Source organism: Streptomyces sp. So13.3 (genome assembly GCF_005860785.2).
Lineage (GTDB): Bacteria > Actinomycetota > Actinomycetes > Streptomycetales > Streptomycetaceae > Actinacidiphila > Actinacidiphila fildesensis.
The window spans coordinates 847,870-863,873 of the sequence record NZ_CP048835.1 but is presented as its reverse complement, the minus strand read 5'-3'; the positions used below and the strand labels follow the sequence as shown (position 1 = coordinate 863,873).

The following is a 16,004-nucleotide window of genomic DNA, read 5'->3' as shown; positions in this document are numbered from 1 at the left end:
GAGCGGCCGACGCTCCCGAACCACGGGGGTGGGTAGCTGTGCTGCGTGTGACGTTGGCCGGACTCAGGGCGTACAAAGTACGGCTGTTGCTGTCATCGGTGTCGATAGTGCTCGGGGTCGCGTTCATCGCGGGCACGTTCATGATGACCGACTCGATCCATCAGGTTTTCGACCACAGCTACGCCCGTGCCGCGGAGAACGTGGACGCGGCCGTGCAACCGTCGGACGCCGCGAAGCAGCGGCTCGCGGCACAGCCCGGTGTCACGGTCCTCACCCCGGAAGTGCTGAACGCCGTGCGCCGTGTCGACGGGGTGGCCGCGGTGGCCGGGCGGCTCAAGGCGCCGGCACCGATGCGGGACATCGACGGGCAGGTGATGACGACCGACGGGATCGCCGGCAGCGCGCTGGCGATCCCGGACGACGTCGCACTCAGCGGCGGCACGGTCGTCGAGGGAACACCGCCGCACCGGCCCGATGAGGCGGTGGTCGACAAGGACACCGTCGCGGAACGGCATCTGACGATCGGTCAGGATGTTCAGGTCGTCGCGCACGATCAGCAGGTGCGGCGGTTCCGGCTGGTCGGGGTCATGGAGTTCGGGGTGGACAACCGGGCCAACGGCTTCACGGTCGTGGGCCTGCAGCCCGGCGTGGCATTGTCCGTCACCGGGCATACCGGCTACGACCAGATCGATGTACGTGCCGCCGCCGGGGTCTCGCAGTCCCAACTGGCAGAGCGCATCCGTGCGGTGCTCGGTCCGTCCGCCGACCTCTCGGTCCTGACCGGGCAGCAGTTCACCCGGGCCACGCTGCTGCACCGCGCGAAGATCGCCGGAAACCTCCCGCAGATCCTCCTGGTCTTCAGCGTCACGGCCCTGCTCGTCGCGGCGTTCGTCATCTACAACACGTTCACGATCCTGGTCACCCAGCGGATGCGGCAACTGGCGTTGCTGCGCTGTGTGGGCGCGACCCGGAACCAGGTGTTCGTCAGCACCCTGCTGGAGGCGGCGGTGGTCGGGTTGCTCGCCTCGGTGGCGGGACTCTTCGCGGGGATCGGCATAGCGGCGGGGCTGCGGTCCGTGGTCAGTGCCCTGTCCACCGCCACGGTGCCCGCGGGCGGTGTCGTGGTGCACAGCACCACGGTTGTCGCCGCCCTGACAGCCGGGATCGTCGTGACGGTGGTCGCCGCGGCGGTACCGGCGCGCGCCGCGACGACGGTGGCGCCGATATCCGCCGTACGCCAACAGCCGGACACGACTGCTTCCCACGGCCGGGTCGGCGCGTTGCGGCTCTGGACGGCGACCGTGCTGGGCTTCACAGGGATGGCCGTCATCGCGATCGGCACCCGCTCGACGGATCTTTACGCCGGCATCAAGGTGATCGGTACGGGGTGCGCGTTGGTCTTCCTCGCGGTCCTGGCGATCGGGCCGGACGTCGTGGGACCACTGACGCGGATCCTGGGCTGGCTGCCGGCCAAATTGCTCGGCACCCCGGCGAAACTGGCGGCCGCCAATGCGCGGCGCAACCCGCGGCGGACCGCGACGACGATGGCGGCGCTCTCCGTCGGCGTCATGCTGATGAGTCTGTTCACCGTGATCCAGGATTCGGCCATGGTCACCCAGTCGCAGTGGATCGAGTCCCACAATCCTTACGACTACTCGGTCGACCCGCTCGCCGGTTCCGACCAGAGTGTGCCGTTCGCCGTGGCGGCGGAGCTGCGCAAGAAACCTCAACTGGCCCATGTCGCCGCGGTCGACGGTACGAAGACCGATGTGAACGGGCGGCCGTCGGATGTGGGTGCCGTCGAATCGAGCGCCTACGGCTCGCTCTTCCGGCCGAACGTGCGCAACGGCTCCCTCGCCGACTTCACCGCCGGCACGGCCGCCGTCTCCAACGAGCTCGCCGCCACGCTGCACCTGAAGCTCGGTGACACGGTGAAGGTCGCGACCCCGCGGGCCGGCACGGTCGCGGCCCGGCTCACCCTGATCTACCAGGTCTACACCGGGCACGGAATCGACTGGTTCGACGTCCTCCTGCCCCGCGACGACTTCCTCCGCGGCTTCGCACCCGCCGGTGACAGCCAAGTGCGGATCCTGGCCAGGGAAGGCGTGAACATCGTCGAATCGCGCACGGCCGTCCAGGACGTCGTCTCCGCGCTCCAGCTGCTCCACATCGGCAGTCTCGCGGAGAAGAAATCGGACCTGTCCGGCAGTGCGCAGTCGACCCTGACCCTGTTCACCGTGATGCTGGCCATGGCGATCGTGATAGCCGTCCTCGGCATCGCCAACACCCTTTCCCTGTCAGCCGTGGAACGCTCCCGGGAGTCCGCACTGCTGCGCGCCCTGGGGCTCTCGCGCGGCGGGATGATGAAGATGCTCTGGGTGGAGGCCGTGCTGACGGCCCTGCTGGGCACCCTCATCGGGCTGCTGCTCGGGGTGTCGTTCGCCGGGGCGTTCGAGCATCTCATCGGCCACAGCCAGGGCGGCGCCGTACTCAGCGTCCCGATCGCGAAGCTGGTCGCGTATGCGCTGATCGCCACGGGGGCGAGCCTGTGTGCGGCCCTGCTGCCGGGCAGCCGTGCCGCGCGTGCGTCGGTGGTGGCGGCGTTGGCGGACGCCTGATTTCCGTGCCGACGTCGCTTTTTTGGGGAGCCGCGGCGGACAGCGCCTCATGCAGAGGATGCGCGGGAATGCCGATGCCGATGGGTCCGGCGGTCGTCCGGCGGGCCCATCGGCATCTTCTGATCAGCGTGTGCCCTGTGGCGAGCCGAACCTTCCTCGGGGGGATGTCCGGCACACCGTCGAGCAGGCCGCGAATCAGTGGTCGCAGTCGTCCTTGCCGCCGTGACCCTTGCTGCCCTGCTGTCCGCTCTCGTGGTGGGTGCCCTGCGGGCGGCCGTGGGTGTCGCCGCCGCGGCCGTCGTCGCCGGTCATGTGGTGATCCGAGGAGTTCTCACAGGTGTTGCCGAACGCGGGGTTCAGCAGACCGATCACGTTGACCGTGTTGCCACAGAGGTTGACCGGGATGTGCACGGGCACCTGGATCAGATTGCCGGACAGGACACCGGGCGAACCGACGGCCGCCCCGTGCGCACCCGCGTCGGCGGAGGCCATGCCCGCACCGGCGAACAGGGCGGATCCCATGACGGCGATGACCGTAGTGGCCTTGGTGAAACGCGACATCAACAACTCCTTGTGGAGGAAGTGCCGCACGGGTTGCGGCACATACCCCACGATCAACACCACACATTCACCACGAAAACCGCCCCAACACGCCGACTTTGCACGGACGAGAACGGCATCTCACCGCAACGGAGCACGCGACCCCCGCCGTTGCCGGAAGACCAGCACGTTCCATGGGGGACGCAAGCGAAAGCCCGCTGCATGATCATCGCGTTCGCGATCGATCAAGGGAGCGGCCGGGAGTAGCCGGGCCGAGTTGCCTGCCGACGGCAGTTTGCGGTTCAGGCCGGTCGGTAGACGGTTGCGGCGAGGTGGACGAAGGAGCGGATCAACGGGTTGGTGTCGCTGCTGTTCCAGGCGATGACGAGATCGCTGGACGGCATGTCGATCAAGGGCACGGAGGTCAGGCCCTCGGGGAGGGCGTGGGCGAGTGGCGCCAGTCCCACGGCGCCGTCCCACAGGACGGACTGCAGGCACTCGTGCACGGTGCGCACGACCGTCCCGTCCCGTCGGTGGGCGGTGGCCGGCGGGCCGTTCCAGAAGGCCCGCCACGCGGGATCGGTCCCTTCGGGCAGCTGGAACCATCGCCGGTCCGCGAGATCGTCCGGTCGCAGGCTCTCACGGTCGGCGAGCGGGTCGTCGGTTCGCAGGACCACGCCGACAGGGTCGGAGCGCAGCACGCGGACCGTGATGCCGGTGTCGTCGAAGGGTGCCCGGGTCAGGGCCACGTCCACCAGGCCGGCCCGCAGTCCGGCGGTCGGGTCGGTGAAGTCGGCCTCGCGGATGCGGACCCGGGCGCTGGGGTGGCGTTTCCGGTAGGCGGCGGCCAGCCGGGTGTCGACCTGTTCGGCGCTGTCGGCGAGGGTCCCGATGGTGAGGGTGGCGGTGCCGCCCGCGGCCGCTACCCGGTTACGGAGCTGTTCGACCTGGGACAGCAGGGTGCGTGTCTCGTCGTAGAGCACGGCCCCGGCGTCGGTGAGCGAGACACCGGTGGGGGTGCGGTGCAGCAGTGCGCAGCCGAGATCGGACTCCAGTTGCTGGACGGCCCGGCTCAGGGGTGGCTGGGTCATGTGCAGTCGTGCGGCGGCCCGGCCGAAGTGGAGCTCTTCGGCGACCGCCACGAAGTAGCGCAGCGTCCGCAAGTCCATGAACAGCAACGATACCCGCTCAGTATCGGCGGGCAGGAATCGGTCTTGGACACCTGGCGCATCCCGCGGCTGACTGGGACCACGGGGCCTGCCACGACAGGCACCGGACGGACCGCCGGGTGTCGTCACGGCACTGCCGGCTCGGTTCGATCGCCGACAAGACCCAGGAGCCACGATGGCCGAACACGTCCTGCAGGACCCCGTCGTACAGGTCACGGAGGTGCGGGAACTCGCCCGTGACCTGGTGGTCATCCCGGATCGGCGGGTCCAGCTCGTCCCGAACATCGGCATCATCGGCGGTCAGGAATCCGTTCTGGTCGTCGAGACGGGCCTGGGCCCCGCCAATGCCGCGAAGGTGCTGGAGTTCGCGGCGGACTACGCCAGGGGCCGCCGGCTGTTCCTGACCACGACGCACTTCCACCCCGAGCACTCCTTCGGGGCACAGGTCTTCGCCGGCGAGGCGACGTTCCTGGTCAACCGGGCCCAGGCCGAGGACCTGAAGGTGAAGGGCGCCGGCTATCTGGAGATGTTCAAGGGGCTCGGGGAGCCGGTGGCGCGCCGGCTGCGGGGAGTCGAACCGGTGGAACCCGATGTCGTCTACGACGAGGCGTACGACCTGGACCTGGGAGGCCGGGTGGTCCAGCTGCGGGCCACCGGGCGGGCGCACAGCAAGGGGGATCAGGTGGTGAGAGTGCCGGACGCCGATGTCCTGTTCACGGGCGACCTCGTGGAGGCCGGCCAGTTCGCCATCTTCCCGTGGTTCCCGCCGTACGACGCCGACGTCTCGGGCACCCGCTGGCTTGCCGTGATGCAGCGGCTGGCCGCCGAGGGCGCGAAGGTCGTGGTTCCCGGTCACGGTGACGTCGGCGGGCCGCAACTGCTGGCGGACGTCCGCGACTATCTGCGGCTCCTGCGCGACGAGACGTGGATCCGCCGCGATTCCGCCGTCGGCGAGCAGACGATCATCGACGAGATATCGGCGCTGATGATCGAGCGGCACCCGGACTGGGCCGGTCAGGAGTGGATCGAGAAGGGCGTCAGCTGCCTCTGCTCGGAACATCCCGCGTGAGACACGGCCGCGACCGGCGGGAGGCGCGGATCACCGGGCCGTCCCGCCGGGGGCGCGGAGCTCCCGCAGGAACTGCCGTTGGTCGTCGAGGAAGCCGTCCGCGAAGAGGGATCGCGGGGCGAAGAGGGCGGTGAGGGTGATCCTGAGGTCCGACTCCTCGACGGAGTGCTTGACCAGCGAGTGATTCGCGTCGGCGTAGTGCTGGACGGTGAGCCGGCCGGCGGGCGCCAGCACGGCGCGGTAGACGGACTCCGTGTCGGCGGTGTCCACATTGACGTCCTGGCCCGCGAGGGCGAGCAGCACCGGTATGCCGCGCAGTGCGGGCAGATCGGCTGTCGCGTCCGAGGTGTAGTTCCTGGTGATGAACCCCCAGCGGCCGGCGGTCATCGCGTCCGGGCCGCCCATGGTCCGCACGTACTCCTCGAAGGTCGCCCGCCGTTCCAGCAGGCGGCGTGTGGTGTCGCTCCTGACGGTCTCCCGCTGGATGCGCGCGGGGGTGGCGCCTTCCGCGCGCAGTTCGGCGAGGAGGTTGAAGCGGCCCTGCCGCAGCCAGTTGATCGCGGGGGAGAGGGCGATGACGAAGGCCACGGCTGTCCGCGCGGCGATCTTCGGGAGCACCCAGCCGGCCTGGCTGGCACCCCACAGCCCGATCCGCCCGGTGTCGATGTCCGGACGGGAGCGGGCCCAGGCGATGGCGGCCGCGGCCTCGTCCGCCCGGTCGTCCATCGACTGGCCGAGCCAGTCCCCGGGCGTGCCGCCGACGCCGGGCTTGTCCCAGGACAGGGAGGCGTAGCCGCTGCGCGCGTACGCCTCCCACAGGGGTTCGTACCCGCCTTCGTGGGTGGCATCGACGGGACCGTCGCCGTGGACGAACACGACCAGCCCGTGCCGGGTGCGGCCGTCCCGGGGCGTGCTGAGGACGCCGCTGAGCGTATGGCCGCCCTGGCGGACGACGACACGGTGCTCGTCCATGTCGTAGGAGTTCTGCCACAGCACCACGCCGCCGAGACCCGCGGCCACCAGCAGCACCGCGACGAGCGACCAGACGGCTGCGCGCAGCCGTCGACGTGGGGGCGTGTTCCCTGACCGCATGAATTGCCTCCTGGGTATCGAACGAGATCATAACTATCGCATAAGATACGATCGTGAGAAGGATGATAGATACAGAGGGTCGGCGATGACGATGACGACAGGGGTGCGGGGACGACATGGGAGCTGATGCGCGGACAGGAATCGTGGTCCGGCGGGGGGTTGCCGCCGGCTCGGAGCGGCGGGCGGCCGAGCTGTACTGGGAAGCGTTCGGCCGCAAGCTCGGCCCCGCGCTGAACCCGCAGGACCGGGCGGTGCGGTTCATCGCGGACCACCTGAACGCCGACCGTGCCGTGTGCGCGTACCTCGACGGGCGGCTCGTGGGTCTCGCCGGCTATCAGCACGGCGGCCGGGCGCTCACCGGGGGAACGGCCTGGGACGTCCTGCGCGCATACGGCGTCCTCAAGGGCCTCAGGGGGGTGCTGATCCTCGCCCTGTTCGAACGCCGGCCCACGGACTCCGGTCAGCTCGTCATGGACGGCATCGCCGTGGACTCCCAGGTCAGAAGCCGGGGCGTCGGCAGCCTCCTCATCGAGGAGGTGGCCGCAGTGGCGGCGGAGCGCGGCTGCCGCGAGATCAGGCTGGACGTGATCGACACCAATCCGCGCGCCAGGGAACTGTACGAGCGGCGGAGCTTCTCGGTCGTCCGGACCGAACACACACCCTACTTGCGCTCGCTCCTCGGCTTCGGCTCCGTGGCCACCATGCTGCGCGCCGTCCCGGCCTGTCAGGATGGGACACCGTGACCGATCATCAGCCGCCGCCGTCCCCGTCGCACCGCACCGGGCCCCCGCCCGACGCCGGGGCGGCCGGACCCGTCGAGGTCCCGACCCGCATGCTCGTCGACGCGTTGCTCCGCGAGGACGGCACCGTGGACGCCGGCGAACTGTACGACGTCGCCGGCGCACTCGCCATGAGCGACCAACAGGTACGGCTGTGCATCAAGCGGCTCGTCGCCGAGGGCGCCTTCACCCACGAAGGCCGTGGCCGCAAGGCACTGCTGCGGGCCACCGCCGACACCGTCCGCGCGATCGCACCCGACATCGAGTTCGTCCGCTACGCCTTCCAGCAGGACGCCGGGCTCGCGCCCTGGGGCGGCACCTGGCACCTGGCCGCCTTCGCGGTACCCGAAGCGTCCCGTACGGCCAGGGACGCCCTGCGGGAAGCGCTCCTGCGCCTGGGCGGAGCGGTCCTGCAGGGCGGCCTGTACGTCAGCGCGAACGCGTGGGAGCCCTACGTCGAGGACGAAGCCCGCCGCCTCGGCGTGCTCGACCGCGTCACCTTTCTCACCTCGAACGACCTGCGCAGGGGCGACCTGCGGGAACCCGTCGCACTCGCCCGTGAACTCTGGCCCCAGCAGACCATCGCCGACCGCTACCACCGCCTCGGCGCGGTGGCCAGGCCCCGGCTGGAGCGTCTCAACGACCCGGTGGAACTCACCGCACCCGAACTGCTCACCATCGCGGTGGAGATCGCCGCGGAGTTCACCCGCGCCATGGAACCCGACCCGCTGCTCCCACCGGAGCTGTTGCCGCAGCCTTGGGCCGGCAGCCAGGCCAGAGAACTCGTCGCCCGCTGCTGGTCGTTGCTCCGTGAACGGGACCGCGGCGAGGCCGGGCCGCGGATCTTCCGGCTCTACGGGGACGTCACCTGAGAGCTTCAGGCGCGTTGCTGAGTGCCGGCAGGGCGGCCCGGGTACGTGCGATCGGTAGTCTCGCCCGGTATGGGACTGGACATCAACGTGATGATCGCCGCCTGGTCATGGCTGGGGGAGGCGCCGCCCCAGGAGCGGTTGTCGCGGTTGAGGGATGGCTGGTACGCCGACGAGACAGGGCTGTGGGACCACGGGGCGCCGGCGGTCGAGGGCGACTGGGTGCGGCCGGGCGGGCCCGACGCTGCCTTCTTCGCCGTCCATGAGTTCCGGCGCACCTGCGGCTCGTTCAAGGCGCACTTCTGGGCGGGGCAGCGGTGGGAGTCCGTGCGTGACCATGCCGATCCACTGCTGCGGACCGGGTTGGACGCCCTGCTGCTCGGCTTGATCTGGGAGGGGCCGGACGGTGCGGCGCAGCACACGGATCCGGGGTTCTTCCCCGACGACCCGGGCATCACCTATGGCCTGCTGCTCGCCCGGTCACCGGAGAGCGTGCGGGAGCTGGCCGTGACCTGGGAGCAGGTACGGCCCAGGCTCGGCGGGTTGCGCGCGGCCTTCTCCGAGCATGCCGCCGCCCCCGAGGCCTGGGTCGGCGACTTCGACGCGTTCACCGACCTGTTGGAGGACTGGGGCCGCGTCCTCGCCGAGGCCGCCCGGCGGGGCTGGGGCGTCGTGGGGCTCAGCGAATAGGGCCGGGCGCCCCCACCACCGGGAGCATCGCCCGACAGGACCTGTCGGTCACCGGTCGTCAGGCGTAGAAGCTGCGCTGCCAGCGGTGCTTGGCGAGCACGGCGAGCTGGTCGGCGGTGTGGCCGTCCGTGCCGGCGGCGGTGTGTCCGCTGACCTGGAGGTGGGCGATCAAGTGGTCGCCGAGGTCGGTCCAGACCCTGGTGCGGATGTCGTAGGCGAAGCCGTGCGCGGCGGCGGGTGGCGGAGCGCTGCCGGGCCGGGCGGCCCGGGTCGGAGTCACCGATCCCTGTCAGCCCGTTGTGGGACTGCGGCGGATGCTCCAGCTGAACGTGCCCCGGCACACCAGGGTTCCCGCCGCATCGGTGACGTCGGCGACGGTGGTGATGCGGGCCCGGGTCGCCTTGCCCGACAGCACCGGTCGCAGCACACGGCGGGCCTCGGCGTCGAGCCGGCAGGACGCCAGGAGCTTGCCGCGGGCCGGCGCCCGGAAGTCGAGTGACGCGGTCGCCCCGAGCGGAACGACGTGCTGGAAATCGTCCGCGGCCTCGCACGCGGCGATGATCGCCGCCAGCCCCGCGGCGTCGACGAGCGTGATGAGACCGCTGGAGTGCAGGGAACCGATGACGCTCGTCATCTCCGGCAGCGTCACCATGGCGACCTCGGCGGCGCCGTCGGCGGCGCGCAGGACTTCGAGCCCCGCCGCCCGGTGGGCCGGTATCGGTTCCAGCAGCGCGCGAGCCAATGTCGTGACGTCCACGGGCGCAGCGTGACAGCGCGGGTGAACGCGGGAGTGGCCGCAGCCCCAACATCGCGCGAAAGAAGGTGGTCCGGGACCGGTTGCGCGCTATAGGTTCGCCGGGCGGCATCGATCACCGCGCCGCCCACCGCGCCCCCGAACGGACAAGGCTCCCTGTGACGCTCATTCGCATCGCCCGCGCCGATGAACTCCCCGCCCTGGTCGAGCATCCCGGTGATGCCGAGCGTAACGCCGCGACCCGCGAGTATCTCGGCGGGCTCCTCGACAGCGGGTGCACGCGGCCGCAGTGGTGCCTGGTCGCCGAGGGCGGCGACGGGCAGCCGGCCGGCAGCGCGGTGCTGTGGACCATACCGGGCCACGAAGTCCCCCTCGCGATGGTGCTGTTCGAAGCGCCTGAGGGCTCACCCGAGACAGGCACGGCACTGCTCGACGCGGTGGCCGCGCAGGCCAGGGAGCTCGGAGCGACCGAACTGGAACACGTCCTGGACTCGCCCGCCCAGGCCCCGCAGTTCCAGCGCGACCCCCAGCGCCGGGAGGAGCTCCTGCGGGGCGCGGGGTTCGAGCTCATCCGTGACGGGCTGCGCTTTCGCCGCACGCTTTCCGGGGAGCTGCCCGCGGATGACGACCGGCTGGACTTCCGTTCGCTCGCCGTCATCGGCCGGGAGCCGTTCATCGACGCACTGGAGGAGCTCCTCGCGGACACCGCTGATGCGCGCCTGGCAGCCGACGTGGCGAAACACGGGCTGCGGCCCGCGGCCGAGCTGCTCTTCGAGGAGACCTCCGGGCTGCGGCACGAACCGGAGTGGTGGGAGGTCGGCTACGCCGCGGACGGCACTCCTGCCGTGGTCAGCCTGCCGGCCGAGAACCCCAGCGTGCCGGTGATCGGATTCGTCGGCGTCACACCGGCCCACCGGGGCAAGGGGTACGCGGCCTCGGTCGTCAGCCGGAGCACCCGCATTCTCGCGGCGAACGGCGCGACCGAGATCCGTGGCGACTGCGACCGGGCCAATGTGGCCATGGCCAAGGCGTTCCGGAGCGCCGGGTACGAGAACTTCGCAGGCCGGCTGGAGTTCAGCCGCGCGCTCTGATCCCGCATGGCGCTCACGGCCCCCGCCCGGAGCCGTGGACTGCTCGGCAGGACCGCTCAGCCGCCGGTGCGGATCGAGCAGTTGGCGTCCGGGGCGCGACCGGCGGGCCAGGCCAGCCGGTCGAAGGCGGCGGACTTGGTCACCGGGTCCAGATGCACGATGGCGACCGCCTTGTTGTAGGGGTTGCCGTACTGGTCCAGGCAGATCCAGCCGCCGGCGCCGTTGACGCGGTTGCCGCCGTGCAGCCGGAGCCAGCTGTTGGCCACCTCGTCCAGGGTGGGCATCTCCACCTTGCCCACGGTGTCGTTGCGGATGCCGCTGATGGCCGTGGTGACGGAGTCGTACGTGATGATGGTGCGCGAGTCCGAAAGCGAGGTCCGGCCGATGCCGGTGGCCGAGGTGTTGCCGAACAGCGTGGCGAGATCGGCGAGTTCCTTGTACGCCCTCCTGGAGCCGCCCGGCGTCTCGGGACCGTCGCCGCTCCAGGAGTCGGGGTGCGCGAGGGCGGCATAGCGGACGGTGATTCCGGAGCCCGCGGTGAGCGAGCCCCACTGGTCCTGGAACTTGGTGTCCACGGTCAGGGTGGAGGCGTGCGAACCGCTGATGACCGTGTAGTGCTTGGCGCAGTTGCGGCGTCCGAGCTCGATGAGGAACTGCCGCAGCTGCACCGGACGCCCGGCGAAGTAGATGGTCTTGGCGTCGGAGGAGCAGATGTCCGGGACCATCTGGTGGAAGTCGTTGGAGAGGTTGCCCTCGTCGTTGAAGTCGGCGGGTGACCGGAAGGTCTCCGGAGCGTGCGGTGCGCCCTTGGCGAGCTTCTCGAAGGCCTGGCGCAGGGTCGTGAGGTAGTTGTCGTCCTGCCGGACGTCCTCCACCACCATGGTCTCGGCGGGTTTGATGTCCGATCCGAAGGAGCCCAGGGCGGCTGCCTGGTCGGAGTTGCTGGGCGCCACGCGGGCCAGGCCGGGGTAGGCGTGCGGGCGGGCGGCGCTGTTCATGATGTCGTCCGCGGTCATGGGCCCGGCGACCACCGGAATGCCCTTGCCCGCGGTGAGGAAGGCGATGGCCTTCTCGGTCTCCTTGAGGCTGATGTTGATGCCCGTGACGGCGCGGAGGTTCTCGGTCGGTGAGGCGGCGGCGTCGGCGAGCTGCTGGGCCACCGGCTCCCAGAACTCGTAGTTGCGGCCCGGGTTCGCGAGCAGCAGCCGGATGGGCGGCCGCTGCCCGTTGGCCTGGTGGTTGGCGCGGTACTGGGCGAGATAGGCGCCCTGGACCTGCTCGGTGAACTCGTGCTGCTCGGCCGGGTTGTCGGAGATCATCGGGATCATCAGGGCGACGGTGGCCGGCGACTTGTCGGCGATGCTGTCGTTCTCGGCCTTGATGCGCCCGAAGACCGGAGCCAGCGCTTCGGTGAAGTGGAAGCCTCCGTCGGTGACCCCGGTGCATTCGCTCTTCGTGCCGCGCTTCTCGACGCCGTGCGCGCAACCCGTGTCATCCGTCACCAGCCAGGCCACGAGGAAGTAGCCGCCCAGGCCGAGTACGACGGCCGCGGCACCGAGTACCAGGGCGCGGTAGAGCCTTCCGTCGGGCAGTAGCTTCATGTGCCGGACACTCCGTAGGTCTGCAGGTTGGGCGCCTGGGTCCAGTGGTGCAGTTCTTGCGGCCACTCCTCATGGGCACGGAAGAAGATCTTCTGAGCCTCCGGCCCGCTGTTCTGGGCGAGGGTGAGCAGTTGCAGCCCGATGCTGTTGATCGCGGCAGCCGTGGGGATCGACAGCGGCTGGGACAGGTGCCACAGCTGGTTCACGAGGAGCCGGACGGCCTGGTGGACGGGATGATCGGCTTCGGCCGCGCAGCCCGGACACGGCACGGTGTCGTCGGCGGGGGCGGGCAGGGTGTCCGGGGGAGCGGGTGCCGCGCAGACGAGGTTCAGGGCGGACAGCCACCCCGTGGCGTCCTGCTCGGTGAACCGCCGGTGCAGACAGCGCACGACGAGGTCCGTCTCGCCCAGCGCGAGCGAGTGGTGCAGATAGCGCGTGTCGGGGCGATGGGCGGCACCGCCCTGGTCGTACGGGTCGTACAGGGACCGGCAGCGCCGGTGGATGGTCTTCCACGGCTCGGCGCCGGGGACCCGGCCGGTGCGGGCACTCAGTTCGTGCAGCAGCAGAAGCCGCAGGGGGGCGTCGCCGACGAACGGTCCCTCGACACCGGCCCAGGGCACGTGGGACCACTGGTTGTCGCGCAGATGGGCCAGCGCCTCCTGGACCGGGACACCGCCCGGGTCCTGCGGCGGGTAGACCGTGCTGAGCCGGTACGCGGCCGTGTCGTCCAGCGCCGGCGCGTAGTAGGTGAGCCGCTCGCGGGCCACCTCGTCCGGGATCAACCCCTCCAGCAGCCTGCCGTTCACGGACGGTCCCGGGTCGGCGGCGGCCGGAATGTCGAGGAGCCCCACGAGGCTGATGTCCTCGCGCAGCCGGACACGTCGCGCGACGGCCTGGACCAGACGGTGGGCGACGCCCGCCCGCCCGCCGCTGAGGCGCAGGATGAGCCGGGCGGCACCCGGTGGCGGGTGGTCCTCCTCGAACATGTCCTTGACCTCGTCGAGATCCAGTTGCGCCAGCCGCAGCGGCACGATCCAGTCGGCCGCCGCGTTCGGCCGGTCCTCCTGCCAGAAGGACCGGATCACGCGCCGTGTCGACGGCGCTGTGTCGTCGTCCCGCACCGGCGCGACCTCCTGCAACGCCGTGGCGACGACGACCGGCCGCATCACCCTGCGGGACCCGGCCGCCTCCTCGTGCCACACCCGCACCAGCTCGTCCAGGAACACCCGGCCCAGCGGGCTGTGGACGTTGTCCAGGAGCAGCAGCGGACGCGGCACGCCGTTGGCCACCTGCAGGAAGCCGTAGTGGTCCGCGATGTCCGCAAGCAGCGCGGCGATCAGGAACCGTTCGGCCAGCTGCCGGTCCTCCGCGTCACCGCGGAACTTCATCGCCAGTTCCGTCAGCTGGTCGTGGGCATCGCCCTGCTGCGCCACCTGTCGGCTCGCCCACCACGTCAGACCGCCCCGGTGCGCGCGCGGGCTGAACAGCTCGGCGGCGACGATCCGCAGCAGGGCCCGCACCATCGCGTCCATCCCCGCGGGCAGCGGCAGCGGGCCGACCGCCTGGATGACCTCGTCGACCCAGGCCGCGGCCTTGTCCCTGCGCCTTTGCTGGTCGGGCTGGCTCGCTCTGAGCAGTTCCGCGAGCCGCCGCTTCGCTGCGGCCAGTTCCTCCGGCCGTACCGCGTGCCCGGGGTTGTCGGCGCTCTCCGCCTGCCACCCGCTCACCGCGAGGAGTCCCTGCGTCAGCCGGGGGAAAGACATCTTCTTGCCGAATTCCGCGGGTTTCCGGCTCAGCCGGAAATTGAGATAGAAGAGCAGATCAGACGTACGGGAGGCATTCGCCGTGGTGTCCTCGGCCAATGCGGCGAGTCCCGGTTGGCCGAAATCGATCGCCGCGAGATCCGCGTGTGCCTGGGGTATGCGCTGTGCGTACTGTTCCGCGAGGGCCGCAAGAGTGGCGCTCTTGCCCGAGCCCCGCCCGCCGACGCATCTGATCAGCAGCGGATGACCCCGGCGTGGTGGGTCGATGCGCCCCGTGCCGCTCGGCTTGAGCCCGACCAGCGAGGGCACCACGGTTTCCAGCAAGACCGTCCCCCCGTACAGCCTCGACATGATCCCCCCGGTCGCCCGCCTCAATGGTGCGCAGCAGCATTGACAGGAGAATAGGCGACCTGGCCAAGGCCCGTAGTTCGTATGGGTATTGACGCACGATCAGTTATCCATTTGTGACGCGTGGGGCAGCGGGGAGTGCAGCGTTTCCGAATCGAATAGCGGCGATGCGCGCTGGTTGCCCGATGTACCGCCGTACGCGGCGAAACGCCGCTTCGCGAGGAGGTCGTCTGTCCGGGTTCCGGCTATTTATGAAAGCTGGATTGAAAGTCTCAACTGTGAAAGTTAGACTTCCTACTATGGTGAATGATCTTGATGTGAGTGCGGTCGGTTCGGCGTTGCAGATGAGCCTCGGTCTGTTAGTGCGACGGCTACGCCAGCCCGTCCAGGGCGAACTCACCCTTCCCGAAGTGTCGGCCCTGTCGCGCCTGGAGCGGGCCGGATCGGCCACGACGAGCGACCTGGCCAGGGTCGAGCAGATCACTCCGCAGGCGATGGGAGTCACGCTCGCCGGGCTCGAGGAGCGCGACCTGGTGGAGCGGCGCCCCGATCCCTCCGACGGGCGCCGCGTGGTCATGTCGATGACCAAGGCCGGGCAGCGGTCGCTCCGGGACAGGCGCAGCGCCCGGTCCGAGCAACTGGCGAAGGCACTCGTCGCCGGTGGGTTCACCCGGGCGGAGTTGAAGACCCTGATGGCGGCGGCGCCGCTGATCGAGCGGTTGGGCGAGAGTCTGTGATTCCCGCGCAGAGTGCGCCGGGCTCGGAGGACGCGCCAGGTTCAAGGCGTTCGCCGGGGGACGCTTCCCGCACCGCGAACGCGTTCTCCTGGCGGTTCGTGACGCCGCTGTACACGGGATCGGCGATCAACGCGATCAACAGCTCGCTCATCGCGACCGCGCTGGTGCCGATCGCGGCCGCCGTCCACGTCTCGGTGGGGCGGACCGAGGTCCTGGTCTCCATGCTGTACCTCGCCAGCGCGATCGCCCAGCCGGTGGGCGGGAAGCCACACCAACGTTGACGATCACGGTCTGCACGTGATCGCCCTGATCATGGTCATCGTCAGCGCCCTGCGGCTGCTCATCGTGGTCACCGACCGCACCGTCATGGCGCAGGGCCGGGTGCGGGACCGTACGCCGGCCGGGCATGAGCAACCGTCCGACCGCGACGTGGACACGCCCACCGGTCCGGATCGCGGCGCCGGCCCTCGGCGCGCCGGGGTCTGGCCGACGGCCGGTCCCGCCCCCGTCTCCCGTCGGCTTCCGGAGAGGCGCGCGTCCGTGTTGCGGAGACCGGCGTTCAGTGGGGTGGAACGGTGGCGGCCGTGCCCGCACGCACCGCGTGGACCACTTCCTCGTGCAGGGTCCGGCTCTCTGCCTCCGACGGGCAGGGGATGGGGCTGCCGGTCATCGTGAACCAGTCCGATGAGCCGCTGTACTGCACGGCGACACGTGCCTCACCACCGGTCCAGGTGGTGTGCACGGTGAGGTCGCCCGTCAGGATTCCGACCTCGTCGGTGCGCACCCCGCCACGCCCGGCGAAGACACCTGTGGTTGTCCATGACGCCCAGCTCATCTCTCCACTGTCACACTTCCGGCGGATCCCGGCGAGCGGGAGACAGGGT

General features: G+C 70.4%; 16 protein-coding genes. 8 read left to right on the top strand and 8 right to left on the bottom strand.

Annotated features, from left to right (window positions below; all coding sequences use genetic code 11):
• The first annotated feature begins 86 nt into the window (after positions 1–86).
• Positions 87–2,618 (top strand): FtsX-like permease family protein, encoded by a 2,532-nt coding sequence (locus C8250_RS04050; RefSeq protein ID WP_198357853.1) that lies wholly within the window; start codon positions 87–89, stop codon positions 2,616–2,618.
• A gap of 195 nt (positions 2,619–2,813) precedes the next feature.
• Here C8250_RS04050 and C8250_RS04045 read toward each other — a convergent pair whose 3' ends face one another.
• Complete coding sequence (locus C8250_RS04045; protein WP_138351553.1) at positions 2,814–3,179, bottom strand: chaplin; 366 nt, start codon at positions 3,177–3,179, stop codon at positions 2,814–2,816.
• A 281-nt stretch (positions 3,180–3,460) separates the two neighbouring features.
• Entirely contained in the window at positions 3,461–4,327 is an 867-nt protein-coding gene (locus C8250_RS04040) for a LysR substrate-binding domain-containing protein (protein WP_138351554.1), read from the bottom strand.
• Between the two features lie 175 nt (positions 4,328–4,502).
• On the opposite strand from C8250_RS04040, the gene C8250_RS04035 reads away from it, so the two are divergent.
• The gene (locus C8250_RS04035) at positions 4,503–5,396 is read left to right on the top strand and encodes an MBL fold metallo-hydrolase (protein WP_138351555.1); all 894 of its coding nucleotides are present in this window, start codon (positions 4,503–4,505) and stop codon (positions 5,394–5,396) included.
• Between the two features lie 30 nt (positions 5,397–5,426).
• On the opposite strand, the gene C8250_RS04030 is transcribed toward C8250_RS04035, so the two are convergent.
• Complete coding sequence (locus C8250_RS04030; protein WP_138351556.1) at positions 5,427–6,488, bottom strand: alpha/beta hydrolase; 1,062 nt, start codon at positions 6,486–6,488, stop codon at positions 5,427–5,429.
• 116 nt (positions 6,489–6,604) lie between these two features.
• Here C8250_RS04030 and C8250_RS04025 point away from each other — a divergent pair, with 116 nt between their 5' ends.
• The 3 genes from C8250_RS04025 to C8250_RS04015 all read left to right on the top strand — a co-directional run bounded on the left by C8250_RS04025 (position 6,605) and on the right by C8250_RS04015 (position 8,826).
• Complete coding sequence (locus C8250_RS04025) at positions 6,605–7,231, top strand: GNAT family N-acetyltransferase (protein WP_138351557.1); 627 nt, start codon at positions 6,605–6,607, stop codon at positions 7,229–7,231.
• Positions 7,232–7,320: 89 nt separating this feature from the next.
• Positions 7,321–8,139 (top strand): PaaX family transcriptional regulator C-terminal domain-containing protein, encoded by an 819-nt coding sequence (locus C8250_RS04020; protein ID WP_138351629.1) that lies wholly within the window; start codon positions 7,321–7,323, stop codon positions 8,137–8,139.
• Between the two features lie 69 nt (positions 8,140–8,208).
• A complete protein-coding gene (locus tag C8250_RS04015; RefSeq protein WP_138351558.1) occupies positions 8,209–8,826 on the top strand; it encodes a hypothetical protein in 618 nt (205 codons plus the stop codon).
• Between the two features lie 58 nt (positions 8,827–8,884).
• Here the strand turns inward: C8250_RS04015 and C8250_RS04010 are convergent, their stop codons facing one another.
• Positions 8,885–9,106 carry a hypothetical protein gene (locus tag C8250_RS04010; protein WP_138351559.1) on the bottom strand — a complete coding sequence of 74 codons (222 nt, stop codon included), beginning with the start codon at positions 9,104–9,106 and terminating at the stop codon, positions 8,885–8,887.
• A gap of 9 nt (positions 9,107–9,115) precedes the next feature.
• Positions 9,116–9,583, bottom strand: a complete 468-nt coding sequence (locus C8250_RS04005; protein ID WP_138351560.1) for a DUF4442 domain-containing protein — start codon at positions 9,581–9,583, stop codon at positions 9,116–9,118.
• Between the two features lie 155 nt (positions 9,584–9,738).
• Here C8250_RS04005 and C8250_RS04000 point away from each other — a divergent pair, with 155 nt between their 5' ends.
• Positions 9,739–10,671 (top strand): GNAT family N-acetyltransferase, encoded by a 933-nt coding sequence (locus tag C8250_RS04000; protein ID WP_138351561.1) that lies wholly within the window; start codon positions 9,739–9,741, stop codon positions 10,669–10,671.
• 56 nt (positions 10,672–10,727) lie between these two features.
• Here C8250_RS04000 and C8250_RS03995 read toward each other — a convergent pair whose 3' ends face one another.
• Both C8250_RS03995 and C8250_RS03990 read right to left on the bottom strand, forming a co-directional pair.
• On the bottom strand, positions 10,728–12,272 hold the full coding sequence (locus C8250_RS03995) for an ABC transporter substrate-binding protein (RefSeq protein ID WP_138351562.1): 1,545 nt from the start codon (positions 12,270–12,272) through the stop codon (positions 10,728–10,730).
• Positions 12,269–14,359: a hypothetical protein gene (locus C8250_RS03990; RefSeq protein WP_138351563.1), complete on the bottom strand. Its 2,091-nt coding sequence runs from the start codon at positions 14,357–14,359 to the stop codon at positions 12,269–12,271. Before C8250_RS03990 ends, C8250_RS03995 begins: the two co-directional genes overlap by 4 nt.
• 323 nt (positions 14,360–14,682) lie before the next feature.
• Between C8250_RS03990 and C8250_RS03985 the strand changes: the two genes are divergently transcribed.
• Together C8250_RS03985 and C8250_RS03980 are read left to right on the top strand one after the other, a co-directional pair.
• Positions 14,683–15,120: a MarR family transcriptional regulator gene (locus C8250_RS03985; RefSeq protein WP_138351564.1), complete on the top strand. Its 438-nt coding sequence runs from the start codon at positions 14,683–14,685 to the stop codon at positions 15,118–15,120.
• A 98-nt stretch (positions 15,121–15,218) separates the two neighbouring features.
• Complete coding sequence (locus tag C8250_RS03980) at positions 15,219–15,401, top strand: hypothetical protein (protein ID WP_198357851.1); 183 nt, start codon at positions 15,219–15,221, stop codon at positions 15,399–15,401.
• A 278-nt stretch (positions 15,402–15,679) separates the two neighbouring features.
• Here C8250_RS03980 and C8250_RS03975 read toward each other — a convergent pair whose 3' ends face one another.
• The gene (locus C8250_RS03975; RefSeq protein WP_138351565.1) at positions 15,680–15,955 is read right to left on the bottom strand and encodes a hypothetical protein; all 276 of its coding nucleotides are present in this window, start codon (positions 15,953–15,955) and stop codon (positions 15,680–15,682) included.
• Positions 15,956–16,004 lie beyond the last annotated feature (49 nt).